Raw genomic sequence first — 26,731 nt, forward strand, 5'->3', positions numbered from 1 at the left:
TGAAATCTCCCTCCTTATTTTTGTAAGGATGGGAGATTTTTTGTACTTGGTTGGAAGATCGATAGCACGACAACAATAAGCAATGGCCCTATTAAAATGCCGAGAAAGCCAAATACTTTAAAGCCAATAAACATTGCGATAAAGGTAGTAAGGGAGGAAAGCCCAATTTTATTGCCGATAATTTTTGGTTCAATCATGCGACGCACTAAAAATAGAGCCACAGTAAGCAGTATTAAGGCAACAGCAAAGAGATATTCACCTGTAAAAGCTTTATATACCGCCCATGGAATCAGGACAAGAAAAGAATCGAGAAACGGAATAATATCTAAAAAAACAAGAAGCAATGATAAAAGAATAGGAAAGGGTGTTTTTAAAATATAAAAGGTAATAACAGATAGAGCAAATATGCCAACACCTACAAATACTTGTGCCTTTAAAAAGCCAAATAATGCTATTTTTACACGCTGCCCAATAAAAATAATTTTTTGCTGATAATGGAAAGGGACAGATAGTAATAATTTATGGTTGATGGAGGGCAATTCCAATAACAGCATATATAAAACAATCCAATAAACAAAAATATCAAATAAACGTGATGGAATATAGGTGAATAATACTGACCATACATTGGTATTTGTTAAAGATAGAGCAAATTTCTCAATAGAAGCTAAAGCCTTAACAATTATAGCTTGGATTTGTGCAACAAGCTCTACAGGTAAATGATAGGTGTAGTTGCTAAGCTTGGATTGTAGCTGAATCCATATCGCCGATAATTGATTTAGATAGTCTGGGATATGAAGCATAAATGATGAAAATTGTTTCCAGCTTATAAAGAGGAGAAGCGCACATACTAGTAATGAGATGCTAAGAAAACATAAAAAAAAGATGGATACGACCATTTTACGTTTTTTTCGGAAACGTTTGCACATGCGAATAACAACAGGCTCTAAAAGCAGTGCAGTAAAGTAGGCAAGTAAAATGGGCAATGATAATGAAATTAACCAAACAATAAGAATACCAATAGCTATCACGATAATGGGATGACGGAAAAAGGGATGATTGAAAAAGGATAACAATGTTCTCACCTACATCTTGTAATAGATATAGGTAGTATGAGATAAAATTTTATTTTTACTCAAATTTAAAGTGCACGGTATTCGTTGAAGCTTTAGGCTAATAGAATGCTGAAGCATCTGTCGCTGACGCTTCGCTTTCGTGCAGATAAAAAAAGACTGGATGACCAGTCTTTTCAGAACAACGAAGCTATTTACGCTATATGTGCCGTCACTTTAATGGATTAAAGATTAGTTTGCGTCAATAGGTTCAAAATTATTTTTATTGATAGGCTCAATTGCGAATTGATCTAATTCTAATTTAACCTTTTTTAAGATTTCTTCACATTTTTTTACAAGGTGTGCTGGATAAACTTCGTCATCACCATATTCAACACCATGTGGGTAATAGTATTTACCAAGAACTGGTTTCATTAATGTAAGGATGGCATCATGTGCACCTACATCACCAGAGATAGCATAGGCAAATACACGTAGGTAGTAACGACCTTCACGAGTATCAAAGCGTTTATCGAATGTCATACGCTCGTAATCCCAGCCACCATCACATTCTAAACCATGTTTTTTCATAATGCTGACAATTAGTTCTTGATCAGCTGTTAAATTTTCAAGGTTAGTATTTTCAAAATACATGTATAGTCCTCCTTTAGGTTCTCGTACAAAGTATACGCTCATTTTTATAATAGAGCATATTCGACATTGTTGCAATGACAACATTGTGTCAAGCTAATTCTAATTGATATAATAACGATAATAATGGTGATGAAAAGGAGTCCTGTATGAAAGCTTTATTCCGCATTTTAATGATTTGTGGTGCAATTGCATTAATCGGCTTTATGTTTTTTAATACCCCAAAGGAAAATGAGCCATTAGAAGGTCCAAACGCTAACCCTAATATTATTCCTCAAACACAGCTAAAGCAGCAGCCTGCTGTTGGGGCAATGACACGTCCACAAACAGGGATATCCACATTGATTGGGAAGGGGACACAGGCTGTTTTAGAGCAGTATGGAGAGCCAGCTAGAAAAGAACCATCTTCATTTGGCTATCAATGGTGGGTCTATAATAAAGATGTTGCAACGTTTTTTATGGTTGGTGTTGAAAACAATGTTGTGACACAAGTTTACATAGCAGGACAAGAAATCGATGCATCTCCCTTTAAGGTGGGGCAAAAGCGTGATGAAATATACCGTATGACGATTATTGACTATGAGGTAACAGCCAATGTCGATGATAATATTTTTATTTTCTCAATGAGTGAGGAAGATATGCAAACAAGGTTGCTTGTTAAATTTGATGGGCTTTATGCACAACTTTATATAGATCGAGAAACAAGTGAGCTGCAAGGAATACGTTATACAAATAGTGAAACACTCGTACTGCATCAGCCATATGAGATGAGCTATCAGGGTGAGCTAGTTAGACGCACACCACCCTCCTCGTTTTTACAACAAGAAATTGATATAGCTAGCGGTAAACAGTTGGATGATTTACTAAATGTCACAAGAATTCATCATGCATTGCCGCCATTAGAAATTAATAAGTCATTAGAGGAAGTGGCAAAAATGCATAGTGAGGATATGAAGATACAAAATTTTTTAGCACATGATTCTCCGACATATGGAGATTTAAAAAAGCGATTACAGGCACAAAGTATTGACTATAGTGAAGCAAATGAAAATCTTGCGACAGCCTATTTTGATGCGATTGAAGCGATGCATGGCTGGACAAATTCACCTGAGCATCGAAAAGTATTACTGGATGAACAATATTCAAGCGTTGGTTCTGGCGTTTTTGTAAATTATTATACACAAATTTATCTAGAGCCTGCTTCTACTGCGCCAAGTGTGGAGAATGAAGAGCAGGATACAGAGGGGCAAGAACAGGATGATCTCACTGCTCCATAACAACTAAGTAAGTAGCCTAAAGACAAGCTTGTAAAATTGAGCTTGTCTTTATTTTTTCCCCTTTGCTAGGCTTCTGTATTTTTCGTCACACCGTTACAAAGGCCGTCATATGATAGAGAACTGAAAGGGGGAATCAGGCTTGCAATTAGCAGAGCTATTGAAAGACTGGCCATGCAGTGTGACGGGAGGATCAATTCGAACGGTAATTACAGGTGTAGAGGACTATGCACAAGCTGTACAACCAGGCGATATTTTTATTGTACGCAAAGGAAAAAAAACATCAGGCAGTCGCTTTGTGAAAGAGGCATTGGCACGAGGGGCGGCTGCAATTGTCGCTGAGGAAAGTATCTCGCTACCTATTATTGATAAGGATATTCCTTTTGTTTGGGTGCCGAATACAGCTTTATTTTTGTCGTATGCAAGTGCGAAGCTTGCCGCTTTTCCGGCAGAGGCTTTATCGGTAATTGCAATAACAGGTACAAATGGTAAAACGACTGTCAGCCATTTTGTGAGTCAGCTTCTTAGCGCCTTACGCAAAAAAGTTGCTGTTATTGGCACTGTAGGCTTTTTCATCAATGGTGAGAAGCAACAGACGGCTTATGAGCAATTAACGACATTACAGGCAAAGGAGTTGCACCCAATATTAAAGCAATGCGTACGCAAAGGTGTGACACATGTTGTATTAGAAGCATCTTCAATGGGGCTACAGCAGCATAGACTCGATCATTGTGATATTGATTGTGGTGTATTTTTAAATTTATCAGAGGATCATTTAGAGGACCACGGTGGATTAGAGGCATATAAACGTGCAAAGAAACGATTAGCAGATTTATCAAAAAAGCTAGTCATTAATGGAGATGATAATTTTTGCCGATCTGTAGGTATTTATGATAAGAAAAAATCCTGCTCATTTGGCTTTGAACATCACAATGACTTACATATCCAAATTATTAGTGAATCCGTTGGAAAGACTGTGCTTTGTTTACAAACAACTGCGAGTGAGCATATTGTGGAGATCCCCTTTGTTGGGAAATATCATGTTCAAAATGCGACAGCAGCATTAATGGCTATATGGCGTTTAGGTATCCCTATGGAAGATATTATCGAGCATATGTGGTCATTAAAGCTACCAGAAGGAAGACTCGAAAAGATTGATAATCCATTAGGCATTGATGTTTATGTAGATTATGCACATACAGCAGAAGCCTTACAAGCAGTATTGCAAACGTTTGATCATTCAAAGACCATTTATCTTGTGTTTAGCTGTGGTGGCAATCGGGATAAAGCGAAGCGCTTTGCAATGGGGGCTGTAGCAAGTAAATATGCAGATATTATTTATTTAACAACGGATAATCCACGTGATGAAGATCCTATTGTTATTAATGAAAGCATTATTGCTGGTTTTACAGAGCAACAATACTATGAAATTTATTTAGATCGTAGGCAAGCGATTCATCAGGCGTTAGCAAAGGCAAAAAAAGGCGATATTGTACTTGTGGCTGGAAAAGGGCATGAGCAAACACAGCAAATTAAAAATCAAAAATTGCCCTTTTCCGACCAACAATGCATTAAAGATTACTTTGCTAGCTTTATGACGGACGACGTTGAATAACAAAGAAAGAGCCTGTTGCAATAGCTAGTTTGCGCCCTGTTTCATCTTCAATATCGCACTCCATTACAAATGTTTGGCGTCCTTTATGTACAAAGCGCCCACGTGCAATCAGCTCGTTATTGTTGGTTGTTGCAATATAGCTAATATTCATATTGGTTGTTACAACATTATAGCCCCCTGGTGCAGCACGTGAAGCAAGTCCTCCCATAGCGGCATCAGCAATTGTTGCAATAATTCCTCCATGTGGCACTTTAATCGTATTATGAATAACAGGTGTAATGGGAATACGCACCTCGCTGACATCAGGCTCAAACTTGCCTATCATATGAAGGGCTGCATTAATATAACGCCGATGAATGCCTTGCTGTTTATCGTGAAGCCCTTGTAAAAGGTGCAATAAAACCTCCTCATCCTCCTCAGAGCTGTCCTGTAAAATAGCTGCTAGTAATTGTTCAATTTGTCCTTTAGATGTTGTTATCAATTGGAAAACCTCTTTCATTAAAATTATCAATAATGTAAAATTACCATAAAATCTGTTATGATGGGAAAGAGATTGGGGGAATTAAAAATGATGATAACCTCTGACTGGGTAATCATTTTGGATGAGGCGGAGGCGCTTTGTGAGATGATTCTTTCCTCAGAACCTGCAAAGGCACTACAGCAAGCATATGATGCAGTGTATAGTGATGTACAGCTTGTAGAGGCTATTTATGCATTTAATCGCATGAAGGAACAGTACGAAGATGTACAACGTTTCGGAAAATATCATCCGGACTACCATACAATTATGAAGTCGATTCGTCAGCAGAAGCGGGCACTCGACTTAAATGAGAAGGTTTCAGCATTAAAGATTGCTGAAAATGAATTTCAGGATTTGCTGGATGAAATTAGTCTATTAATAGGCAAAACAGTTTCAGAAGCAGTAAAAGTTCCTGTTAGTAATCCATTTTTTGCAGCTGGTTCATCTTGTGGAGGAGGATGTGGCTCAGGCGGCTCCTGCTCTTGCTCAGCTTAATATATCCACATTACGACTAGACTGTAGACAACTCGATGGTATTAAAAGAGTTTGTATACAGTCTTTTTTAGTGGGTATCCAAACGCCCACTGAACCAAGATAAAAGCTCCAGTGCCAGTGGCTGTACCTGATGCTGGGGCATAATTGATAGGGAGGAATAATAATATGCAAACATATCGAATTGCTGTTATACCAGGGGATGGCATAGGAAAAGAGGTTGTACCTGCTGCTATAGAGGTGCTAAATAAAGCGGCTGCATTGGATGGGCGTTTTTGTTTTGAGTGGACAACTTTTCCATGGGGCTGTGAGTATTATATAGAAACAGGCAAAATGATGCCTGATAATGGGATTGAGCTATTAAAACAATATGACCATATTTTTTTAGGCGCAGTAGGAATGCCTGCATTAGTGCCAGACCATATTTCCTTATGGGGATTGCTCATTAAAATTCGTCGAGAAATGCAGCAATCCATTAATGTACGACCTGCAAAGCTCCTGCAAGGGCTCCCTTCACCTTTGCGGCAGCCGAATCATTTTGATTTTATTGTTGTGCGGGAAAACTCTGAAGGAGAGTATGCAGATATTGGTGGGAGATTACATAGCGGGCAAGAGGAAGTAGCCATTCAAAATGCTGTTTTTACAAGAAAAGGTACAGAACGTGCGATACGCTATGCATTTGAGCTAGCAAAAACACGTCGTCAGCATGTAACAAGTGCGACAAAATCTAATGGCATTACACATAGTATGCCATTTTGGGATGAGGTATTTGCACAAGTAGGCAACGAATATTCAGCGATAGCCCAAGCATCCAATCATATTGATGCATTAGCAGCGTTTTTAGTAATGAAGCCAGAAAGCTTTGATGTGATTGTAGCATCTAATTTGTTTGGAGATATTTTAACAGATTTAGGTGGCGCGATTATGGGCAGCATTGGCATTGCACCAGCAGCAAATTTAAATATAGAAGGGCAGTATCCATCTATGTTTGAGCCTGTTCATGGCTCTGCACCAGATATTGCAGGTCAAGGAATTGCTAACCCAATTGGACAAATATGGACAGGCAAAATGATGATTGATTTTCTTGGTTATCCTGAAGTGGGAACAAAAATATTAAATGCAATTGAAGCAACATTAGCACAGGGTATCAAAACGGCTGATTTAGGTGGGACAGCAACATTACGAGAGGTAACAGACGCCATTATGCATGAGCTAATATAAAAAGGAAAAGGGGCTGTCCCATAAGTCCTTAAAATAAATCTGGAGGAGAAAAACATCACGTTTTTCCCCTCCAGATTTTTTGTCTATTCGCTTGTTCCCTGAAAGTAGCTGACGGATGGCAGCTACTTTCAGGAGATTGTGGGCTAATGCCACAATCCCAAATTCCACGTGGACCTTATCAAGGCCCCGTAATAGGAATCGACGGAACGACCGATTGCCCTTGATGTGACCGAACACACTTTCTACCTCGATTTTACGTCGAGCATAGATGGCGGCTTTTTCTTCACATTCAAGGGCTGCTTTTGCCTTTGCCTTCATTTCTTCAAATACGGTATTCCAATGAACCTGACGATTACCTTTTGCTGTTGTACATTGTGCCTTTAATGGGCAATCTGAACAATCTTCACATTCGTAGATTTTATAGCTTTGCTGAAATCCCGAGGCATTCTTTTTGTTTTGATATTTTTTAAATAGCACCTTGCGTCCATTCGGGCAAATAAACCAATCGTCCTTTTCCTGATAGTCCCAATTTTTCGCATTCTTGATATTATTTTTATACTTGCGCGTGTTTTCTTTTAAATATGTATTATATGGAATTAAATAATCAAAACGTGGCTCTTTTTCTTCCCCTATTGCATATAAGTAATTTTCTTCGCTGCCATATCCTGCATCGGCGATGACGGTTTTTGGCATTGGCAAAGTAGACGCTGCTAGTTTTTCCAAATGAGGAATAAAACAGCGCGTATCTGTTGGGCGTTGATGGATGGAATAATATAAAATAAATTGATTCTCCGTTGCCATTTGAACATTGTAGCCGGGTTTCAATTGACCGTTTTTCATGTGATCTTCTTTCATGCGCATAAACGTGGCATCCGTATCCGTTTTTGAAAAACTATTGCGATCGCCAAATGTCTCATGATACGCTTGATATTTTTGAATGCGTGGGATGAAATTTTCTTGAATTAGTTTGATCGGTTTCTTTAACGCACTTCGACGTGAACGGAGTTCTTTTCGAACAGACACCTCTTTGGTCGCTTCGATTTCAGCTGTTAAGGTATTTACTTGTGTTTCTAATTGATGGGAAAGGGTTGTCAATTGTCCTGACGTTACATCTTCCTCCGGAATCTCCTCCAGTTCCATTTCTTCTGTCTGGGCAAGTTCGTGAATGTGCTGAAGGTTTTCCTTGATTTTCTCTTTCAGTTTTTCTTCAAAACGGACCGTAGATTTTTTCCAAATGAAAGAATACTTATTGGCATTCGCTTCAAGCTTTGTCCCATCCAAGAAGTAGTCCTCAAAGGTAATATATCCTTTCTCAATTAATTGGTGGATCATGTTTTCAAATAACTCATCCATTAGGGTTTTCATACGATAGCCACGAAAAAAGTTGATCGTACGGAAGTCGGGGTTTTGCATGCCTGCTAACCACATCGCGGGAATGCTTTCCCGAATCAATTTTTCAATCCCACGGCAGGAATACACCTTTTGGGAATAGGCGTACAAAATCACTTTCAGCATCATTTTCGGATGATAGGAACTGCGCCCACCACCTAAATAGTGTTGAAAAAGTAGCTCATCTGGAATGTCTTCGATCATTTCATCAACAACACGTGCGACGTGATTCTCAGGAATCAGTTCTTGGAGATCATAAATAAAAAAACTTTGATGATTGTTATACGGTTTGAACGTAGGGGCAAGTTGTCTTTTGGATACAGGTTTTTCTTGTACCTCTAGAAGAAGTGTGGTTTGTGTGGTATACTCTTCATTAGTAATCTTTTGATTGCTCATAAAAAATCGTCCTTTCTACTAGTGATTGTGTGGTACTTTCATTTTACTAGAAGTGGCGATTTTTTTGTTGCCTTTTTTAGAAAAATTAAAAGGGGTGTCGCAAAAGGTCAGTTTTCACTGACTTTTTGGACAGCCCCTTTGTCTTTTTATTGTTCAATAGGTGCTTGAGCTTGAAATAGCTCTATCGCAATGTCAGGTCGATCTGTAATAATGCCCTTAGCGCCATTATTAATTAATTTTTTCATTATATCCAGATCATTGATTGTCCAATAATGAACAGGGATATTTAAGTTATTTAAAAACTGAATAAACTTTGGTGAATCTAAGGCGAGTACACCAGATTTTGTTGGAATCTGGAAGACATCTACCTTTGGATGATATAAATGTCCAAATTGACTTGAGAAGGAAGCAAATGCCTTGCGTACATCTGATTCGCCTGCGCCAAGTGCTACTTGGTTTTGTGCATATAAATTAAAGCGATCAATTTGCTCACCATAAAAGCTTGTGACAACAACTCGATTTTCTGCCCCTAGCTCTTCAATTAAACGCCACAGCTTAGAAGGCATTAAACTTCCTTCGTATGTATCTGGAGCATCCTTTATATCAATATTAACAAGCATATTTGGGTAAGCCTCAAGCAGTTCGCGCAATGTCACAACATTTAGTGATTCTTCTCGATATGGGAAAGCCCCGTCTAAATCTTGAAATTGATAGCCATGATTGAAGGCATTAATTTCTGCTAATGTCATATCAGCTACAAGTCCATAACCATCTGTTGTACGTTCAACAGTGTCGTCATGGAAAACAATAATTTCCTCATCCTTTGTTAAACGTATATCTATTTCAAAGCCATCTACACCTAATTGTGCGGCCTTGTCAAATGCGATCATTGTATGCTCAGGCGCTAAATGTGCTCCACCACGATGCGCAAGAATAATAGGGCGATCAAATTGTAATGCTTGCTTACCTTCACGTTGCTGTGGTTTCGAAATAGCCTTACTACCTGCCCAAGCTGCTGCACTTGCTGCTGCAATGGCAAGTGCAATTTTTGTTTTCTTACCCATATTTGTCCTCCTTAATAATTCGCTTTATATAAAAATATTCATCAGCTCTTGTAGTCAAGATGCTTTACTAGTAACTAGTATAAGTGAAAGATGATGTTTGCTTTTGTCCTTTAATAATGGTTCAAATATATTGTAACTTGTGGTGATTTGAATTACTACAAGTATGTTTTTCATTATAACGGAAAATTGAGCGATCTGTCAGCTAAACTCTGTTGCTATCATTTTCTGGTCTATGGTATTCTTTTATGTAAGAAATGAGGGAGTCTAATATGAACGAACGACAAGGGCTAATCGTTTACGTCCATCAGTTAAAACATGCGAAATCTTTGCGAAAATATGGTCATGTTCTTTATATTTCAAGAAGGCAAAAATACGTTGTGCTTTATTGCAATCGTGAGGACATTGATATGATGACAACAAAACTACAACGCCTTCCATTTGTGAAAGACGTTGTGGAATCTTATCGTCCATTTGTAAAAACAGAATATGAAAATGCGAAGCCAGATAAAGCCAAGGAATATGATTATAAGGTAGGTTTATAATATTAAGATAATGCAGGTATATAGTTATTTAGTCTTAATATACCGATTAAGTATTGATAAAATAGTTTTGATTCCGAAAATATAGATGAGTGCTTTATTTCTACAACAACTACTTTTCGATTGAGTTGTTCTATTTGTGTTTCAAACATTTTTTGTCGCTGTGTCGGTTGTTCTTCATTAAAAGGAATGCCTTCACGGCAAATATAAATAGGCATAAATTTACTTTCGCCAACTGGTTTGAATGCAACTGCTAATGAGAGAACTTGTTTACCTTCTTTTGTAGTAGAGGTTAGTATAAAGGCTTGATGAAAGCGTTCCTGATTCGTTTTAATAATTTCGAGTAGCTCGTAAACATCACCATAGCCTTCTCCTAATTCTATAAATTGTTGTGGCATAATAAATGCACATCCTTTCCAATCCTTATAGTATCATGCTGCGGGAGGTCAAGCACATGAAATTTGCATTAAGCTTTTTTTCCATTCTAGCACTTATTATTGCGGGGACACTATTTTTCCAATACCATGCCTATTCATCCGATTTAGAAACAGGTGGGGGGGATTTTCATTACTCTCAGGAAATAGAAATGGTCTATCGTGAAAATAGTTTAGATATTCGACAACATTTTAAAAATTTACCAGATCAAAAGGTCAACATTAAATGGCCAGAAAAAGCTGTAAACCCTAGTTGCTTTATTGAAAATGAAAAAAGCTGCAATCGTTTATCAGAAGAACTTTCTTATTTTGCAAAGGGAGAAACAAAATCACAATCTGTATCATACATAATTCCAATTGAGGGTGGCTTGAAAAATAAAATGCTGCTTCAAAATATTTTTGCCACACTAACAAATGGGGAAGCATCCTATTCGATTGTTCATATTTCAACAGATAGTAAAGTGCAGGGTCAATGGGTAACTGGCTTACCATTAGTTGGGCAGCAACAGCTATCACTGGTTAATTATACAATGTTTAGCGGATACGGTGCTGTGCATGATATTTATTGGCAGGCAGGTGGGCTAGCGCTTCAGGAACAAACATCTGTATTATCGATTTATGCACAGCAAGCCATTCCAAATGATTTTCTTCAAGCATTGAAAAATATACAGTTTTTAAGTGATGAACATATTGCGATTATTCAAGATAAAAGCCCAGTAACAGCCCATGATGATCGATTGTTATTTTTACCAGCGTTAACGCCAGAAGCTGTGGAGCAGGAAGTGATTTTATCGCAAATAAAGTCACAATTTACATTTGAAGATGCACCAGAATGGTTACCAGAGGTAGTGGCATCCTATTTAGTAAATGATGTGATTGGTACAGATAAAGCAAAGAAAATTATTCAAACATTAAATGAATATATGACAGCTAATCAGCAGCAAGCTTGGCAAGATACACTAAAAAATATGAGCGATGAACCGATTACACCAGCTACAATGGATAATCATTTGTCACAAGTATTAAATGCGAAAACATCCTACTTTACATTAAATGCAGCTCAAAAAAATGGCACCTATCCGCTATTATTTGAAGATGCAAGCAAGGTATATGTAGATGGTATACAGAGAGAGGATGTTCGTGTTATTTTATATGAGGGTCAAAAATTGTATACAGCAGATACGTTATTACCTTATCTCGGCTATTCGGCTGGAGAAGGGGATCATGGCTATTACGTCAATAGTGAGAATCGTACATTCCGCTTCCCACTAAATCATGGCTTCTATGTATTCAATCAACGTAGATATTCAACAATTTCAGAGCCGATTATTAAAATTGCTGATCGTTACTATGTGGAGGAAACGTGGTTACAGCGTTTATTCCTTGTTGATTTACAAAAGAAAGATCAACAAATTCAAGTTATTTCGCAAGAACAACAATAATTTTTGCAGCGGGGACGTAGTCTTCCGCTGCAAAATGCTTTATGCTGACTTAACGGCTGTTTGTACAAGCCGTAGAGGTCACAGTGTCCCTCGTAAACCCGAAAAAATCTGGATACAACTATGGCAAGTTGTAATTGATATAAATGAAAGTATGGTGATAGGCTGTTATGAGAGTTGTAGCAGGAGAGCGCAAAGGAATGCCACTAAAAGCAATAGCTGGCAATACAACAAGACCTACAACTGATAAAGTAAAGGAATCAATCTTTAATATCATTGGTCCATTTTTTGATGGGGGCATTGCACTTGATTTATTTGCTGGAAGCGGTGGCTTAGGGATTGAATCACTAAGTCGTGGTGTAGAGCATGCGATTTTTATTGAAAAGGATGCAAAGGCATTTCAAGTGCTACAAGAAAATATAAAAAAATGCCGCTATGAGGATTATGCAGAGCTATTTCGTATTGATGCAAAGCGGGCTGTGAAAGCGCTATTAAAGCGTGACCTTACATTTAAACTTGTTTTTTTAGACCCACCATACCATCAAAAGGAATACTATGATTTAGTCCAAACGCTTGTTGACCATCATAAAATTCAGCAAGATGGGATTATTTTATGCGAGCATGCGAAAGAGGTGCAATTGCCTCAAAGCTTTGGAGATTTTAGCTTAACAAGACAAGAAACTTATGGCGGAACAATTATATCTGTTTATCGCTGTACAGAGGAAGAGGGAGAATAAGTTGTCAGAGAAAATAGCCGTAGTTCCTGGAAGTTTTGACCCTGTCACATTGGGCCATTTAGATATTATTAAACGTGCAGCAGATGTGTTTGATATCGTATATGTAGCAGTTTTAAATAATTCAGCGAAGCAGCCATTGTTTTCTGTAGAGGAACGTATGGCTTTAATGGCTGAGGTTACAAAGGCATTGCCAAATGTTCGGATAGAGAGCTCTTCAGGTCTGTTAATCGACTATGCGAAGGAAAAAAATGCAAAGGCTATTGTGCGCGGTTTGCGAGCAGTTTCGGATTTTGAGTATGAAATGCAAATTACATCTATGAACCGTTTTTTAGATGAAACGATTGAAACATTTTTTATTATGACGAAAAATCAGTATTCATTCCTAAGCTCCAGCATTGTGAAAGAAGTTGCAAAATATGGTGGCAATGTGGACGAGCTTGTACCTGCTTATGTGGCACAGGCTTTAAAAGAAAAATATGGCTTTATAAAATAAGTGTGAAAGAGGATGTCAGTGTAGTAGACATCCTCTTTTTGTTTGTGGATAGAGCTTGCAAAGTGACGGATAGCCTCTGAAAGTAGTGTGCTATTTCAGAAAAAATAGAGCATAAATAGTTGGCACAATGATTATGCTAAGAAGGCGTAGTTTAATATAGGGACGAACAGAGAGTCTAGATGATTTAGCAATAACGAAAATTTGTAAATGAATGCTAATGCTTTGCATTGTTAATAAAATGACAACTAGTAAAGAGGTATATGGAAGGTCTGGAAAGGCTGTAACAGTCATTTGAAGACCATTTGTCACCTCTAGGATCGCTGCGATGGAAAGTTCAAGGGTATAGGGCAGTGTAGGAAACATTTGGTCTAAACCCTCTTGCACAATGGTCTGAATCGTTGTAAAAAAGATAATGGTTGTACCAACTAAAAGGATGGTTGGAGCTGTTTCTCGAATACTTTCTGAGAAAGGTGCAGTATATAGTGGTGTATTGTGGACGGAGATACTTGGTGGAGCTGTTTTGCGAAATAAAAAATAACCAGTTATTAAACAACAAATATTAAACGTATGTAGTAAACATAAAAACAACCATCCAAACGTATTACTGTGTAGTAAATCAAGGCTTACAAAACCAAGGACAAAGAGTGGGCTTGGTGCATGGCAAACAGCAAGCAAAAAATTGGCTTCTTTTACATGTAACTGACCGCTATTTTTTAAGTAAACAATGGTTGTTGCGCCAGTTGGATAGCCGCCAAGTGCACTAATTATATATGCTTGTACGTATAATGAGGCACGTTTTGTTTTCGTACGCATAGGAGCTGTTAAACGTAGAAGCCATTGTGTCAATATAAGGTATGGCAATAAATATGGAAATAGTGCCTCCATAAAAAGATTTAAACCTAAGTCAGTGCCACTATGAGCAGTTTGTGGGAATAACAAGAGTAAGAGAATAAGAATTATGCAGAGCGCTATTTGAATTGTAGCAAACATGTTATCATCTCGTTTCAACTTTTTGTCATTCACATAGGCAAATGCTAAAATCAATATATGTGAAAAAGGCAAAAACATGAACGTGTCGTTTTGTAGGCGTCCTAGGAGGTGTGTTAAATTGAAGAAAAAAATTAGTATTTATGTAGTGTTATTAGTCGTGATTTGTTTTTCGATGCTATACCGACTAGACGCGTATATTATGAAGCCTGGCAGTGCCTATGATGTCAGTAAATTTGTCACTGTCGGTGGCAAAGAGGCAGATAGTGAAGGCTCCATGAGCTTAATGACAGTTGCTATGCAGCAAGCGACACCATTTACTTATGCATGGGCAAAATGGCAAAAATATCAAAAGCTTATGGATATCGAGCAAGTGCGTAATCCATTAGAAGATGATGAAGAATATAATATTCGACAATTAAAATTAATGTCTGATTCCCAATTTAATGCAAAATATGTAGCTTTTCAAAGAGCAGGGTTAGAAACAACGGTACATTTTAATGGCGTTTTTATATTAAACGTATTAGATGGTGGGGCATCTGACGGTATTTTAAAGGCTGGAGATGAAATTGTTGAGGTGGATGGTCAAAAAATAACAAATCAGCAAATGTTGATAGATCTTTTAGAGCCGAAGCAACTTGGCGATCAAGTAACCGTTCAATTTATACGTAATGAGAAGCAACAACAAGCTACGATTACATTAAAGGAAATTCCGAATACAGAAGAGCATCGTGCAGGTTTAGGTATTTCCTATACAGAAAGCAAATCAATTGAAACCCATCCAAAGGTAACGATGAAAACAGAGGACATTGGGGGACCATCTGCTGGCTTAATGTTTACGCTTGAAATTTTAGACCAGCTACTTGAGGAAGATTTAACAAAAGGCTATGCAATTGCAGGCACTGGTGAAATGCTTGTAGATGGCTCTGTTGGTAGAATTGGCGGAATTGATTATAAGGTGATCGCCGCTGATCGTGATGGCATGGAAATTTTCTTTGCACCAGATGATGAAATTTCGGAGGAGATCAAGGCTAAGCATCCAGAACTAGAATCAAATTATGCAACAGCCGTAAAAACAGCAAAGGAAATTGGTACAAAGATGAAAATTGTTCCTGTCAAAACAGTGGATGATGCAATTGATTATTTAAGACAACTAGAACCAAAATAAGGGGATGCTAGCAACACAACTAGCATCCCTCTGCTATGTTTAAAAACGAATGGGAGGTGTTTGGTAGTCTTTTGGAAGACTGAAGCCTGTAGTTCCCTGCTCTATACTTAAATTGTAGAGCTCTGCTGCATGGATATCGATAGCAAGCATGGCATCATTCGTAGCTGCAACCCTGCTAATTAATGGTAGCTCAATATGCTTTTTTTGTTGCCCTAAATAAGCCTGACCTATGGTACTCATGCCTAATAAGCGAATAAAGGAGGGCGCTTGAAAGCTTTGGAGCTGCTCTTTTGTAAAGCCTGTATAGATATGTGTCAGCATACGTTGCAGGCGCGTCCATGTATAGCGCTTTGATTTGATTTTTTCCATAAAGCTACTAAACGATTGGCTTGTTTTAGCTGCTTTGAGCATGGCATTTTCAATTCCTTCTGTTACCTCTGCATAGCGAGTAAGTTCAGCAGGCGTATGACGCATAATTGTAAAGCGTAACAATGGCCAAAATGCTTCCCAGCTTGCAAATGTATGATATTTTGTTTGCCAATCTGTTAAATATTGAAAGGATGCTTCAGGAACAACTTGCTGCACACTTTGTAATGATTGGCTAGCGGCAAGTGCTTGACGTATTCCTGTGGCACTGGCAATGGAGGCATCCTCCTGTAGCGCATCATGATAGCCTGCTGCAATGCGAGGAATCGTCAGTGGCTTTATAGGGCGATTAAGAGCCTTTGCTGCCTCTAAATAATGAAAGCCTAATATATTATTGGGCTGTGCAAGATCAATGTATGAAGCAGGAAACTTTTGAGAAAGCTGATGATAGGCATAATACAGGCTTTTTGGATAACTTGCGCCTGTTTTAAGGCTATCTTTAATAAGTGCATCATACTCAGCGCGGTGATTGTTGATAAGTTCAAATGTATTTAAAAAAGGCTGGATTGAACCATCTTCACTGCCAAATGCAAAGGAATTGCAACCAACAGCACTTAATAATGAAATAGCACCTTTTGCAAAATCTGTAGCAGGTGCTGTACTATAGACGTATGGTAGCTCAATGACAATATCTACACCACCAGCCAAAGCCATTTTAGTACGCGTCCATTTATCCACCATTGCGGGTTCGCCGCGTTGTAAAAATGTTCCACTCATAACAGCAATCACAAGGTCCGCCTGTGCTGCTTTTTTAGCCTGCTTTAAATGATAGGCATGTCCATTGTGAAATGGATTATATTCAACAACAATTCCAACTGCTTGCATGCCATCCCTCCTTATCAATTATGTCTTTGCTGTAAACTTATTAGACGCAATTATACGTTTAATCGTATACAATTATAGGTGGGTTTTTTTATGGTGACAAGAAATTATCTTGACATCTATTTTTACACATTATATAATCAACAGTGTTGTTTCGAGGTGATTAAGCGAATGAAATGGTCAATTCATCAATTATCGAAGTACCGTCAAAACGGGATGCCAATTGATGCCTTTATCCAACTGGATGAAGTGATGGCGCGAAACCAGGATATTCGAGCAATTTCGCCCGTTCATGTAAAAGGGCTATGTACTTTTGGTGCATCGCAAATGACATGTCAGTTAACTGTGACAGCAACGTTAACACTTCCGTGTGCTCGTACATGGGAGGATGTTGAGTTCCCTATCCACGTGGATACAGTTGAAATTTTTAGCTGGATTGACGAAGATAAACGAGGAGACGATGATGGAGATATTCACTATATTGATGGTGAAGTTATCGACATGAAACCAGTGCTTGAGGAACTTGTGTTACTTGAGGTACCTATGCAAGTGTTCAAAGAAAACTCTGAAGGACAAGTGCAAGGCGGTAAAAATTGGTCTTATGCAACAGATGAAGACGTAGAGCTACACAAAAAAGCTGACGAACAAAAAGTGGATCCAAGACTAGCTGCTTTAGCTAAGTATTTTGATCAAACAGACGAATAGACGATCTGTAAGGAGGTGCCATCAATGGCTGTACCATTTAGAAGAACTTCTAAAACTGCAAAAAGAAAGCGTCGTACGCATTTCAAATTATCTGTACCTGGTATGGTAACTTGCCCTAACTGTGGTGAGGCTAAATTATCACACCGTGTTTGCAAAGCTTGCGGACAATACAAAGGTAAAGAAGTAGTAAGCAAATAATACAGTGTTTGCTCACTTAAAAGGCTAGTAGAGAGACCATGGCTCTTTACTAGCCTTTTTGTTAGCTTAAAAAGACAGAATATTTCGTTGGTGCTGCAGTTTCATATAATCGTAAAATCATTGTATGATACAATCTATTCATAGAAACAAAGGGGGAATAGTATGTCTTATACAATTGACCATCATGATGGTGTGATGACATTTACGATTAATCGTGAAGAAAAACGCAATGCTGTGAATGATGAGGTAATGGATGGACTACAGGAAGTTATTACATATATTCGTGAGCATGAGGATGTGCGCTTTTTAGTAGTGACAGGTGCAGGAGAGAAATCATTTTGCTCAGGAGGAGATTTATCAGAGTTTCATTCACTGGAAACAGAGGACGAAGCATTTGGTATGTTAAGCAAGATGGGAAAAATATTATACAACCTTGCGACGCTTCCTGTACCAACTATTGCGCTTATTAATGGCACGGCTGTTGGTGGCGGCTGTGAAATTGCTACAGCATGTGATTTTCGTCTAGTAGCAAGCCATGCAAAATGTGGGTTTATTCAAGGAACTTTAGCAATTACAAGCGGCTGGGGTGGTGGCACATATCTATTTGAACGAGGCTTACGCCATGACCGTGCCATGAAGATGCTAGTGGATGCCAAGCCATATCCAGCACAGCTACTATATGAAATAGGATGGGCAATGCGGGTTTTCGAAGGCTCAAAGGAAGAGGCATTAAACGATTTTATTGAACATATGCGAAAAATTCATCCGTCTGTTCATAAAGCCTATAAAGAAATTGAACTTCGTAAGTGGCGTGAGCGCAATATGTATGAACGTGTGATGGAGGAAGTTCGCACCTGTGCGAAATTGTGGGAAAGTGAGGCACATCACGAGGCTGTTAATAATTTCTTGACGAAGAAAAATAATCAGTAATGGATAGAGACAATGATGAGAGGGCAACATCATCATTGTCTTTTTTTATGCAATGATTCTATTTTGCTCGCTTTTGCATATAGTAGTAAAAAATGCGAGGGTGATAGATTATGGAATTGAAAAAAAGAAAAGACCAATGGACAAAGGAAGACGATGAAAGACTAGCAGAAATTGTGTTGCATAATGTGCAAAATGGCAAAACACAGTTAGAGGCATTTGAATTAGCTGCTGCAGAGCTAGGTCGTACAAAACAAGCATGTGGTTTTCGCTGGAATAAAACATTGCGTAGCCAATATAGTCAGTCACTATTAGCTGTACGCAATCAACCACAACAATCTATGCGAAGTCACTTAAAATTAGCATTGACAAGTTTTGACGAATTAACAGAAGCTTATCAAAACCTTGAAATGAAGCATCGCGAATTGCAAAATGAGCATGATAAATTAGTGAAATGGCTACAACAGGGATATTCATTAATGAAAGATTAAGGGCAATATAAGAGCGAAAAGAAAGTGTATGTGTTTTTCTACCTGTCTATCGTCAACAATTCATCCATCCTGTATAATAGAAGAATGTATATAGAAGGTGCCTTGGAAATATTCTAAGGCACTTTGTTGTTATCAAAAGGAAAGGAGTGGAGAGAGTGAAGGTAGCCATTATTGGTGCGGGCGCAGTTGGTCAATTAACAGCAAGCTTTTTCGCAGAAGCTGGTATGTCAGTGACATTGGTAGCAAGAAGACAGGAGCAGGTAAATGAACTTCAAACACATCAGCTAACACGTATCAATATGGATGGTACAAAAACCAAGCATATGGTGATGGCTACCACAGATTTAGCTACATTACCACCACAAAATTTAATCGTAATTGCTGTGAAATATAGTCATTTACAAAAGCTCTATCAACAAATTATAACGTTAGCACATGATACACCATTGTTGTTTATGCAAAATGGCTTAGCGCATTTTGAAGAAGCTCTTGCATTACCGCATCACAATATTGCCTTTTGCTCAGTGTCTTTTGGTGCGCGAATAGCAGGGCAATCAACGGTTCAACATAGCGGGATTGGTTCTTGCAAAATTGCGATAGCGCGTGGTCAACAGCGGGCCTTTCAACAGCTACTTCAGCTACACCATTATTTATTTCCTGTCGAACATGTTGAAGACGCAGAGCAAATGCTATTTGAAAAAGCAATCTTGAATAGCTTGATTAATCCATTAACGGCTGTCTTACAGGTGAAGAATGGAGAATTAGTAACCAATCAACAAGCGTTTTTGCTAATGCAAACGATATATGAGGAGCTGACAGCAGCTTTTACAAGCATTGCACACACTATATCCTTTAACGATGTGGTAGACTTATGTAGGAAAACAGCCGAAAATACATCATCTATGCTTGCAGATCGTATGCAGGGTAGAAAAAGTGAAATTGAAACAATTGTTGGCGCTATTTTGAACAAGGCTTTAGTGAATGGACACAATTTACCTACCTTGCGTACTCTATATCATCAGGTACTTGCGATAGAGGAGAGCGGTGAACGAAGTTGAAAGACCTTTTACATATCATCATTAGTATTGTAATTTTTTGCCCAATTGTGCTTTTTATCATTGTTTATTGGATTGGTCGAAAAGTTAAAATTCGTGGCACACATGCATTTGGTGCAGCATCTGATATTACAACATTATGTTTATTCTTTTCAGTGCCCTTAGCAATTGGTGTGCTTTGGCATATAAATGTAGGGGCATTGTTAGTGATGTTGGCAATAATGCTGGCGATAATTTTTACATATATTGATTGGCGGACGAAAAAGGAGCTAGAAGTAAAGCTGCTGTTGAAAAAAATTTGGCGCTTTTTGTTTTTAATACTAAGCACGGCATATGTTGTGATTTGTCTAGTAGGCGTTATTCAATCGATTATAGAATATTTACAGGTGGCTTAAGCATTTTCTTTTCATGTTAGAGCTATAAGCGTTAAAATAATAAGCATTGAAAATAGTAATAAAAAATCATTTTATATAAACGGGAATAGTGACTAAATTCTAGTGCTAGAAGCATAGTATCGAAATAGCTTGCTGTTGTGAATGATATTTGAAGGGAACATGCACTTTTACAACAGCGCAGCAGCACTATTGATAGCATAATATGCATAGTATGAATGGAGTCGATTTCCTGTTAAAAATGAGGAAAATGATTTAGTGAGTAGAGGAGTTTTTGTTAAATGAAACTGGAGTCTATCCAAGCACCGATTAAAAATCATGTGCTTGCAGATTATTGGTCGCCAAATACTGCCATCCATAAGTTTTTTGAATACGATTATCATGATCAAGCTTTTGAGAAAAGAGCAGCGTATTTAGCACAGCGTGCCCATGACCAAAAAGAACTAACAGCAATTATCCGTCAATATATGGAGCCACTTGGGCTATCCAGCAAAGCAAGTGAACATTTAAAACAATTAGAGCAAGGAGCTATGGTAATAGTCGGTGGGCAGCAAGCAGGTATCTTAACGGGTCCCCTTTACTCCGTTCATAAAGCAATTTCGGTTATTGCATTAGCAAAAGAACAAAGTGAGAAGCTTCAGCAGCCAGTCGTTCCTGTTTTTTGGATAGCTGGAGAAGATCATGATTTAGAAGAGATTAATCACACCTATACAATGCAAGGCGAAGCGCTTAAAAAACGCACATATAGTGAGCGCTCTCGACGTAAAACGATGGCTTCTGCAACAGCGCTAAATAAAGAGGCAATGACACAATTAATCAATACAATTGTGAGAGATTATGGCGAAACCGCATTTACAGAAGGGCTTATGGAGCAATTAGTAAATGTATTAAATGATAGCGAAACATTTACGGATTTCTTTGCACGATTGATGAATCAATTATTTAAAGGTGAGGGCTTATTATTAATAGATGCAGCAGATTTTCGCTTGCGCCAATATGAAAGCAAGCCTTTCACACGTATTATTCAGCACACTGAGGAAATTGCCAGCGTTGTTACTGAGCAGGAAGAGGCACTTGAGTGTGCTGGCTACAGTAAACCTATTTTAGCAACAAAGGATGCAGCTAATTTATTTTATGTAGAGGATGGAGAGCGTCATCTGCTAGAAAGAAAAAATAAGCTTTTTGTTAATTTAGCGGCAAACATTAAGTTTTCTCAAGAGGAACTTTTGGAGATAGCAGAAAAGCACCCTGAACGTTTAAGTAATAATGTTGTAACACGTCCGTTAATGCAGGAAATGGTATTGCCTGTGCTTGCATTTGTTGGTGGACCAGGGGAGCTGGCGTATTGGGCAACACTGAAAAATGCTTTTACAGCATTAGACCTACAAATGCCAATTTTTGCTCCCCGCCTGCATATTACAATTGTGACACGTCATGTAGAGCAGTTATTGCAGGAGTATCAGCTAACGGTTGCTGATGTTTGGGATGGGAAAGCATTGCAATTAAAGGAACAGTTTATTGCTGATGTGCAGGATGATGAGGCGAAGCGTCAAATTCAAGCAATGCAGCAAATGATCACTGAAAAATACAAGGAGCTTGCAGGTTATTTAGAGGAGCAGCACCTTTATCTCGATAAAATACTTGTAAAAAATCAAGAGAATCATCTCAAGCAATTTGACTATCTACAGCAAAAAATTGAACAAATGGTACTGAGCAAGCATGAAACAACCATTCGAAAATTTATGACATTACACAATGAGCTATATCCAAACGATGGCTTCCAAGAGCGAGCTTATAATCCATATCAATATTTTAATGAGTTTGGACCTATGTTTATTACAGAAATGTTAAAGCAACATTACAGTATTGATAAACACCACTATTTACTATATATATAATCTCAACTATTAGATGCTTTATACCCAGATAATAATTTGATGCGATATAGATTTGATGAATACTGTCGAGAAAAATAGTATATAAAGAGCTATCCTACTAAGGATGGCTCTTTTTTTATGCCATTTAGCATATATCAAATATTTCATTAAAGGTCTATTTGCATATTCATTGATAAAATGTCAAGTTTTTTTTAAAAAAAGTGGAGGAAAGTGGGGGGATGTGGTACATTATTTAATAAAGTGGGGTGAGTAGCATGTTCATGGGAGAATATCAACACTCCGTTGATGCAAAAGGACGATTGATCATACCTGCAAAATTTCGTGAGGCTTTAGGCGAAACGTTTGTTGTGACAAGAGGGCTTGATAATTGTCTATTTGGCTACCCTATGAATGAATGGCGAAAACTCGAAGAAAAATTAAAAGGTTTACCGATGACCAAAAAAGATACACGAGCATTTGCAAGGTTTTTCTTTTCTGGTGCAACGGAGGTAGAAATAGACAAGCAAGGTCGCATAAATATCCCAGCTACGCTTATCCAGCATGCACATCTTGAGAAGGAATGTGTAGTGTTAGGCGTTTCCAATCGCATTGAAATTTGGGCGAAGGATGCATGGGAAGCGTACTTTAGTGAGTCTGAACAATCTTTTAATGAAATTGCAGAAAATATGATTGGCTTTGATTTTTAACTTTTGATAAATATGTTAGCGCTAGCTAAATAAGGTTAAGGCCTGAGAGGAGCGAGTGGTATGTTCGATCATACAACCGTGTTACTAAAGGAAACTGTTGATGGGTTGAACATCGATCCTGATGGTATTTATGTGGATTGTACGTTAGGTGGTGCAGGACACAGTGAATATTTAGTACAACAATTATCAGATAAAGGTCGTTTAATTTGCTTTGACCAAGATATAACGGCTATAGAAAATGCGAAAATTCGCTTAGCGCCCTATATAGAGCGCGTAACATTTATCCATGCGAATTTCCGCTATTTAAAAGATGAATTATTAGCTCATGGCATCGAGCGGGTTGATGGTATTTTATATGATTTAGGCGTATCTTCCCCACAGTTAGATACACCTGAACGAGGTTTTAGCTATCACCACGATGCCCCACTTGATATGCGCATGGATCAAACGGCAACGCTTACAGCATTTGAAGTTGTCAATACATGGGCATATGAAGACCTTGTGCGGATATTTTTCCGATACGGGGAAGAGAAGTTTTCAAAGCAAGTTGCTCGTAAAATTGAGGAAGCACGTAAAGCAGCACCAATCGAAACAACTGGCCAACTTGTAGAATTAATTAAAGAGGGTATTCCAGCAGCGGCACGCCGAAAGGGTGGACATCCAGCGAAGCGCATTTTCCAAGCAATACGAATTGCTGTTAATGATGAGCTAGGCGCAGCAGAGGATTCACTAGTCGATGCGATTGATATGATTAATGTAGGTGGACGTATTAGTGTTATTACGTTCCATTCATTGGAAGACCGCCTATGCAAGACCATTTTTAAGGAAGCATCGTCATTACCGGAGTTACCACCAAATTTACCTGTAATTCCTGATGACATGAAACCAACTTTAAAGCTTATAACACGAAAGCCAATTGTTCCTTCTGATGAGGAATTGGCAGTTAATAATCGTGCGCGTTCAGCAAAGCTTAGAGTGGTAGAAAAAATTAACGACAAAGGGCGTGAGTAAATGGCAGCAGTTCGTGTAAAACAGCACCAACATCAACAAGTGCAACAACCAATAACACCACCTAGTCCACAACCCACTATCAGACGTCGTAAAAAAACAAACCAGAAGTTTGAAAAAACAATGCTACTCGTATTAGTTGGTATTATCGCTGTATTGGGCGTATTCGTGCTAAATAAGCAAGCAGCTATTCAAACAACAAGTATAGACATTCAAAAAATCGAAGCAGAAGCAGATAAAGTTGCAAGACAGAATGTTGACTTGACAGTGCGGGTAAGTGAACTTTCTACATACGAAAATATATGGAAAAAAGCGGAAGAACTCGGTTTAACTCAAAATGAGAAAAATGTAAAGGTAGTGCCGGGAGAATGAAAAAAAAGAGATTTCGATTCCAGTGGGGAGCCTTTCTATTATTAATTTTTTATGGAGGGCTCTTTTTTCTATTATTCACAAGAATGGTAACCATTCAAGCGACAGGACAGGTAGAAGGACAAGAGCTTGCTGCAAAGGCAGCGGCTAAGTATGGCAAAGAGAGTGTTATTACAGCAAATCGAGGAAAGATTTATGATCGCAATGGTCAAGTGATAGCGGAGGATACATTAAGCTATCGATTAGTGGCAATTGTGAATGAAGAGGCTACAATTGATGCAAAAAATCCTCGCCATGTTGTAGATGCTGAAAAAACGGCAGAGGTTTTAGCTAAATATATTCCTGCAATGAAGAAGGAGGATATCCTTGAACGGTTGAATAACCGTTATCGAAGTGATGGGGAACCTTTATACCAAGTGGAGTTTGGTAGTGCAGGTCGAGATATTAGCTATGAAGTGATGACAAAAATCAAAGAGGAAAAATTACCGGGAATTTTATTTGTTAATGACTTAAAGCGTTATTATCCAAATGGGGTGTTTGCCTCACATTTAATAGGCTATGCATTAAAAAAGGATAATGGTGATGGTACTGTTACAACAAAAGGCGAGATGGGTCTTGAGTATACGTATAACAAGGAATTAACAGGTGTTAATGGTAAGGTCAAGTACGAAACAGATGCATTTAGTTACTTACTACCAAATAGCGAGAAAATGATTACACCTGCAAAAGACGGTAATGATATTTATTTAACACTTGATAAAACTATTCAAAGCTTTTTAGAAGAGGCAATGACAAAGGTTGAAAAGGAATATAGCCCTGAAGGGATGACAGCAGTTGTTGCAGATGCGAAAACAGGGAAAATTTTGGCAATGTCCCAGCGCCCTACATTTAACCCTGAAACACGAGATAGCCAAAATATGAAGTGGCTCAATGAAGTGATTGAGGAAACAATTGAACCTGGCTCAACGATGAAAACATTCACGCTCGCTTCGGCGATTGATACAGATACATGGCCACCAAATGCAACCTATGCGTCAGGTAGATATAGAGTGCTTGATCGTGATATTCGAGATCATAATAATGGTAGAGGATGGGGAACGATTACTTACTTAGAAGGGTTCCAGCGTTCATCTAATACAGCAATGGCACATTTATTAAAGATTATTGGTGAGGATGTCTTTTACGACTACTTAGATCGCTTTGGCTTTGGGCAGAAAACAGGCATTGATTTACCAAATGAGGCAACAGGTACACTGCTATCTAAATATCCAATTCAGCGTGTCACAACTACCTATGGTCAAGGCTCTACCGTAACACCCATTCAGCTAGTACAAGCAATGACAGCTATCGCAAATGATGGAAAAATGATGCAGCCATACGTTATTGATCAGATTGTAGACTCGTCAACAGGGAAGGTGATTCAAAACCACAAGCCTGTTGAAAAGGGGCAGCCGATTAAAGCGGATACAGCTAAACAAGTACGAGAAATTCTTGCATCTACATTAACATCAGAGTATGGTACAGCGAAGGATTTTATATTGGAGGATTATGAGGTTGCAGGGAAAACAGGTACTGCCCAAATTCCAAAAGCGAGCGGTGGTTATCTTTCAAACCAATATTTGTATTCATTTTTAGGTTTAGCGCCTGTCGATGATCCACAGTTAATTGTCTATGTTTCAGTGAAAAAGCCGCAATTAAAGCAAGGTGAGCAGGGCTCAGTGCCTGTATCTAAAGTGTTTAAGCCTGTTATGCTAAATAGTTTAAAGCATCTCAATATTAATCCAGATGATGTTCAGCATGTAGATCATGTTGGTATTCAAGATTATACAGGCAGAAATGCGGATGCTATTCAAGTAGAGTTAGCAAATGATGGTTTACAGCCAGTTATTGTTGGCGGTGGCGGCCAAATTATTGATCAATATCCAAAGGATGTTCAAAAGTTAGTAAAAGGTAGTTTTGTATTTTTAAAGACAGATGGTGATACTACATTGCCAGACTTTACGAATTGGTCATTACGAAATTTACTTGTATTTAAAGCAATGGCAGGAATAGATATAGAAGTTTTCGGTGAGGGCTTTGTAGCTAGTCAAAGTGTGTCAGCAGGTACAATTATTACAGATAGCTCACCAATTGTTGTGAAGCTTAAAACGCCAGCTGAAAGTTTTATTCAGGATGTTGAAGCGTCCTCTGAGGGAGAAGAAATTCCCGAAGAAGAGCTAGAGCAAATTGAGGATGAAAATAACGCTGAATAGAAGTCCACTTTATTTCATACGTTGTAAAAAA

At 38.3% G+C, this 26,731-nt stretch carries 28 protein-coding genes; 20 read left to right on the forward strand and 8 right to left on the reverse strand.

Annotated features, from left to right (window positions below; all coding sequences use genetic code 11):
• Positions 1 to 14: 14 nt before the first annotated feature.
• Both ytvI and MHB42_RS04425 read right to left on the reverse strand, forming a co-directional pair.
• The gene (gene ytvI, locus MHB42_RS04420) at positions 15 to 1,085 is read right to left on the reverse strand and encodes a sporulation integral membrane protein YtvI (RefSeq protein WP_340804603.1); all 1,071 of its coding nucleotides are present in this window, start codon (positions 1,083 to 1,085) and stop codon (positions 15 to 17) included.
• A gap of 219 nt (positions 1,086 to 1,304) precedes the next feature.
• A complete protein-coding gene (locus MHB42_RS04425) occupies positions 1,305 to 1,706 on the reverse strand; it encodes a YugN family protein (protein WP_340804605.1) in 402 nt (133 codons plus the stop codon).
• A 146-nt stretch (positions 1,707 to 1,852) separates the two neighbouring features.
• On the opposite strand from MHB42_RS04425, the gene MHB42_RS04430 reads away from it, so the two are divergent.
• On the forward strand, positions 1,853 to 2,980 hold the full coding sequence (locus MHB42_RS04430) for a CAP domain-containing protein (protein ID WP_340804606.1): 1,128 nt from the start codon (positions 1,853 to 1,855) through the stop codon (positions 2,978 to 2,980).
• Between the two features lie 139 nt (positions 2,981 to 3,119).
• Positions 3,120 to 4,592 carry a UDP-N-acetylmuramoyl-L-alanyl-D-glutamate--2,6-diaminopimelate ligase gene (locus tag MHB42_RS04435; RefSeq protein ID WP_340804607.1) on the forward strand — a complete coding sequence of 491 codons (1,473 nt, stop codon included), beginning with the start codon at positions 3,120 to 3,122 and terminating at the stop codon, positions 4,590 to 4,592.
• Here the strand turns inward: MHB42_RS04435 and MHB42_RS04440 are convergent.
• Entirely contained in the window at positions 4,570 to 5,073 is a 504-nt protein-coding gene (locus tag MHB42_RS04440) for a PaaI family thioesterase (protein WP_340804608.1), read from the reverse strand. The genes MHB42_RS04435 and MHB42_RS04440 overlap by 23 nt on opposite strands.
• An 87-nt stretch (positions 5,074 to 5,160) precedes the next feature.
• On the opposite strand from MHB42_RS04440, the gene MHB42_RS04445 reads away from it, so the two are divergent.
• Together MHB42_RS04445 and MHB42_RS04450 are read left to right on the forward strand one after the other, a co-directional pair.
• Complete coding sequence (locus MHB42_RS04445; protein WP_340804609.1) at positions 5,161 to 5,607, forward strand: YlbF family regulator; 447 nt, start codon at positions 5,161 to 5,163, stop codon at positions 5,605 to 5,607.
• A 165-nt stretch (positions 5,608 to 5,772) separates the two neighbouring features.
• Complete coding sequence (locus MHB42_RS04450) at positions 5,773 to 6,825, forward strand: tartrate dehydrogenase (protein ID WP_340804611.1); 1,053 nt, start codon at positions 5,773 to 5,775, stop codon at positions 6,823 to 6,825.
• Here MHB42_RS04450 and MHB42_RS04455 read toward each other — a convergent pair.
• Positions 6,817 to 8,610: an IS1182 family transposase gene (locus MHB42_RS04455; protein ID WP_340804612.1), complete on the reverse strand. Its 1,794-nt coding sequence runs from the start codon at positions 8,608 to 8,610 to the stop codon at positions 6,817 to 6,819. The two genes, MHB42_RS04450 and MHB42_RS04455, sit on opposite strands and share 9 nt — an antisense overlap.
• 146 nt (positions 8,611 to 8,756) lie before the next feature.
• Entirely contained in the window at positions 8,757 to 9,674 is a 918-nt protein-coding gene (locus MHB42_RS04460) for a glycerophosphodiester phosphodiesterase (RefSeq protein WP_340804614.1), read from the reverse strand.
• A gap of 269 nt (positions 9,675 to 9,943) precedes the next feature.
• On the opposite strand from MHB42_RS04460, the gene MHB42_RS04465 reads away from it, so the two are divergent.
• Positions 9,944 to 10,216, forward strand: a complete 273-nt coding sequence (locus tag MHB42_RS04465; RefSeq protein WP_036125303.1) for a YlbG family protein — start codon at positions 9,944 to 9,946, stop codon at positions 10,214 to 10,216.
• A 2-nt stretch (positions 10,217 to 10,218) separates the two neighbouring features.
• On the opposite strand, the gene MHB42_RS04470 is transcribed toward MHB42_RS04465, so the two are convergent.
• The gene (locus MHB42_RS04470; protein WP_340804615.1) at positions 10,219 to 10,611 is read right to left on the reverse strand and encodes a DUF7147 family protein; all 393 of its coding nucleotides are present in this window, start codon (positions 10,609 to 10,611) and stop codon (positions 10,219 to 10,221) included.
• Positions 10,612 to 10,667: 56 nt separating this feature from the next.
• On the opposite strand from MHB42_RS04470, the gene MHB42_RS04475 reads away from it, so the two are divergent.
• The 3 genes from MHB42_RS04475 to coaD all read left to right on the forward strand — a co-directional run bounded on the left by MHB42_RS04475 (position 10,668) and on the right by coaD (position 13,316).
• Entirely contained in the window at positions 10,668 to 12,089 is a 1,422-nt protein-coding gene (locus tag MHB42_RS04475) for an RNA polymerase II (protein WP_340804616.1), read from the forward strand.
• A 167-nt stretch (positions 12,090 to 12,256) separates the two neighbouring features.
• Positions 12,257 to 12,823: a 16S rRNA (guanine(966)-N(2))-methyltransferase RsmD gene (gene rsmD, locus MHB42_RS04480; RefSeq protein WP_340804617.1), complete on the forward strand. Its 567-nt coding sequence runs from the start codon at positions 12,257 to 12,259 to the stop codon at positions 12,821 to 12,823.
• A gap of 1 nt (position 12,824) precedes the next feature.
• Positions 12,825 to 13,316 (forward strand): pantetheine-phosphate adenylyltransferase, encoded by a 492-nt coding sequence (gene coaD, locus MHB42_RS04485; protein WP_340804618.1) that lies wholly within the window; start codon positions 12,825 to 12,827, stop codon positions 13,314 to 13,316.
• Between the two features lie 90 nt (positions 13,317 to 13,406).
• Here the strand turns inward: coaD and MHB42_RS04490 are convergent, their stop codons facing one another.
• Positions 13,407 to 14,201 (reverse strand): hypothetical protein, encoded by a 795-nt coding sequence (locus tag MHB42_RS04490; protein ID WP_340804619.1) that lies wholly within the window; start codon positions 14,199 to 14,201, stop codon positions 13,407 to 13,409.
• Between the two features lie 223 nt (positions 14,202 to 14,424).
• On the opposite strand from MHB42_RS04490, the gene MHB42_RS04495 reads away from it, so the two are divergent.
• A complete protein-coding gene (locus MHB42_RS04495; RefSeq protein ID WP_340804620.1) occupies positions 14,425 to 15,471 on the forward strand; it encodes a SepM family pheromone-processing serine protease in 1,047 nt (348 codons plus the stop codon).
• 39 nt (positions 15,472 to 15,510) lie between these two features.
• Here the strand turns inward: MHB42_RS04495 and MHB42_RS04500 are convergent, their stop codons facing one another.
• Positions 15,511 to 16,722, reverse strand: coding sequence for a nucleotidyltransferase (locus MHB42_RS04500; protein ID WP_340804621.1), 1,212 nt, complete (start codon positions 16,720 to 16,722; stop codon positions 15,511 to 15,513).
• A 168-nt stretch (positions 16,723 to 16,890) separates the two neighbouring features.
• Between MHB42_RS04500 and MHB42_RS04505 the strand changes: the two genes are divergently transcribed.
• The 11 genes from MHB42_RS04505 (at position 16,891) to MHB42_RS04555 (ending at position 26,700) form a co-directional block, all read left to right on the forward strand.
• Positions 16,891 to 17,424 (forward strand): YceD family protein, encoded by a 534-nt coding sequence (locus tag MHB42_RS04505; protein WP_340804622.1) that lies wholly within the window; start codon positions 16,891 to 16,893, stop codon positions 17,422 to 17,424.
• A gap of 24 nt (positions 17,425 to 17,448) precedes the next feature.
• Complete coding sequence (gene rpmF, locus MHB42_RS04510; protein ID WP_004224819.1) at positions 17,449 to 17,622, forward strand: 50S ribosomal protein L32; 174 nt, start codon at positions 17,449 to 17,451, stop codon at positions 17,620 to 17,622.
• Positions 17,623 to 17,784: 162 nt separating this feature from the next.
• Positions 17,785 to 18,552, forward strand: a complete 768-nt coding sequence (locus tag MHB42_RS04515) for an enoyl-CoA hydratase/isomerase family protein (RefSeq protein ID WP_340804624.1) — start codon at positions 17,785 to 17,787, stop codon at positions 18,550 to 18,552.
• A 110-nt stretch (positions 18,553 to 18,662) separates the two neighbouring features.
• Positions 18,663 to 19,040 (forward strand): transcriptional regulator, encoded by a 378-nt coding sequence (locus MHB42_RS04520; protein ID WP_053993823.1) that lies wholly within the window; start codon positions 18,663 to 18,665, stop codon positions 19,038 to 19,040.
• Positions 19,041 to 19,195: 155 nt separating this feature from the next.
• Positions 19,196 to 20,098, forward strand: coding sequence for a ketopantoate reductase family protein (locus MHB42_RS04525; RefSeq protein WP_340804625.1), 903 nt, complete (start codon positions 19,196 to 19,198; stop codon positions 20,096 to 20,098).
• Positions 20,095 to 20,490 (forward strand): DUF3397 domain-containing protein, encoded by a 396-nt coding sequence (locus MHB42_RS04530; RefSeq protein WP_340804626.1) that lies wholly within the window; start codon positions 20,095 to 20,097, stop codon positions 20,488 to 20,490. The genes MHB42_RS04525 and MHB42_RS04530 overlap by 4 nt, the downstream gene beginning before the upstream one ends.
• Positions 20,491 to 20,768: 278 nt before the next feature.
• A complete protein-coding gene (gene bshC / locus MHB42_RS04535; protein ID WP_340804627.1) occupies positions 20,769 to 22,385 on the forward strand; it encodes a bacillithiol biosynthesis cysteine-adding enzyme BshC in 1,617 nt (538 codons plus the stop codon).
• 254 nt (positions 22,386 to 22,639) lie between these two features.
• Positions 22,640 to 23,071, forward strand: coding sequence for a division/cell wall cluster transcriptional repressor MraZ (mraZ, locus tag MHB42_RS04540; protein WP_340804628.1), 432 nt, complete (start codon positions 22,640 to 22,642; stop codon positions 23,069 to 23,071).
• 60 nt (positions 23,072 to 23,131) lie between these two features.
• On the forward strand, positions 23,132 to 24,082 hold the full coding sequence (gene rsmH, locus MHB42_RS04545) for a 16S rRNA (cytosine(1402)-N(4))-methyltransferase RsmH (protein WP_340804629.1): 951 nt from the start codon (positions 23,132 to 23,134) through the stop codon (positions 24,080 to 24,082).
• The gene (ftsL2, locus tag MHB42_RS04550) at positions 24,083 to 24,451 is read left to right on the forward strand and encodes a cell division protein FtsL (protein ID WP_340804630.1); all 369 of its coding nucleotides are present in this window, start codon (positions 24,083 to 24,085) and stop codon (positions 24,449 to 24,451) included. It abuts the gene before it with no gap.
• A complete protein-coding gene (locus MHB42_RS04555) occupies positions 24,448 to 26,700 on the forward strand; it encodes a penicillin-binding protein (RefSeq protein ID WP_340804632.1) in 2,253 nt (750 codons plus the stop codon). The genes ftsL2 and MHB42_RS04555 overlap by 4 nt, the downstream gene beginning before the upstream one ends.
• The last annotated feature ends 31 nt before the right edge of the window (positions 26,701 to 26,731 follow it).

It is taken from the genome of Lysinibacillus sp. FSL K6-0232 (assembly GCF_038008325.1).
GTDB lineage: Bacteria > Bacillota > Bacilli > Bacillales_A > Planococcaceae > Lysinibacillus.

Coding starts and splice junctions, on each gene's coding strand:
- MHB42_RS04425 (WP_340804605.1), bottom strand. CDS start 1,706: ATGTATTTTGAAAATACTAACCTTGAAAATTTAACAGCTGATCAAGAA.
- MHB42_RS04430 (WP_340804606.1), top strand. CDS start 1,853: ATGAAAGCTTTATTCCGCATTTTAATGATTTGTGGTGCAATTGCATTA.
- MHB42_RS04445 (WP_340804609.1), top strand. CDS start 5,161: ATGATGATAACCTCTGACTGGGTAATCATTTTGGATGAGGCGGAGGCG.
- MHB42_RS04450 (WP_340804611.1), top strand. CDS start 5,773: ATGCAAACATATCGAATTGCTGTTATACCAGGGGATGGCATAGGAAAA.
- MHB42_RS04455 (WP_340804612.1), bottom strand. CDS start 8,610: ATGAGCAATCAAAAGATTACTAATGAAGAGTATACCACACAAACCACA.
- MHB42_RS04460 (WP_340804614.1), bottom strand. CDS start 9,674: ATGGGTAAGAAAACAAAAATTGCACTTGCCATTGCAGCAGCAAGTGCA.
- MHB42_RS04465 (WP_036125303.1), top strand. CDS start 9,944: ATGAACGAACGACAAGGGCTAATCGTTTACGTCCATCAGTTAAAACAT.
- MHB42_RS04470 (WP_340804615.1), bottom strand. CDS start 10,611: ATGCCACAACAATTTATAGAATTAGGAGAAGGCTATGGTGATGTTTAC.
- MHB42_RS04475 (WP_340804616.1), top strand. CDS start 10,668: ATGAAATTTGCATTAAGCTTTTTTTCCATTCTAGCACTTATTATTGCG.
- rsmD (WP_340804617.1), top strand. CDS start 12,257: ATGAGAGTTGTAGCAGGAGAGCGCAAAGGAATGCCACTAAAAGCAATA.
- MHB42_RS04490 (WP_340804619.1), bottom strand. CDS start 14,201: ATGGAGGCACTATTTCCATATTTATTGCCATACCTTATATTGACACAA.
- MHB42_RS04500 (WP_340804621.1), bottom strand. CDS start 16,722: ATGCAAGCAGTTGGAATTGTTGTTGAATATAATCCATTTCACAATGGA.
- MHB42_RS04505 (WP_340804622.1), top strand. CDS start 16,891: ATGAAATGGTCAATTCATCAATTATCGAAGTACCGTCAAAACGGGATG.
- rpmF (WP_004224819.1), top strand. CDS start 17,449: ATGGCTGTACCATTTAGAAGAACTTCTAAAACTGCAAAAAGAAAGCGT.
- MHB42_RS04515 (WP_340804624.1), top strand. CDS start 17,785: ATGTCTTATACAATTGACCATCATGATGGTGTGATGACATTTACGATT.
- MHB42_RS04520 (WP_053993823.1), top strand. CDS start 18,663: ATGGAATTGAAAAAAAGAAAAGACCAATGGACAAAGGAAGACGATGAA.
- bshC (WP_340804627.1), top strand. CDS start 20,769: ATGAAACTGGAGTCTATCCAAGCACCGATTAAAAATCATGTGCTTGCA.
- mraZ (WP_340804628.1), top strand. CDS start 22,640: ATGTTCATGGGAGAATATCAACACTCCGTTGATGCAAAAGGACGATTG.
- rsmH (WP_340804629.1), top strand. CDS start 23,132: ATGTTCGATCATACAACCGTGTTACTAAAGGAAACTGTTGATGGGTTG.
- ftsL2 (WP_340804630.1), top strand. CDS start 24,083: ATGGCAGCAGTTCGTGTAAAACAGCACCAACATCAACAAGTGCAACAA.
- MHB42_RS04555 (WP_340804632.1), top strand. CDS start 24,448: ATGAAAAAAAAGAGATTTCGATTCCAGTGGGGAGCCTTTCTATTATTA.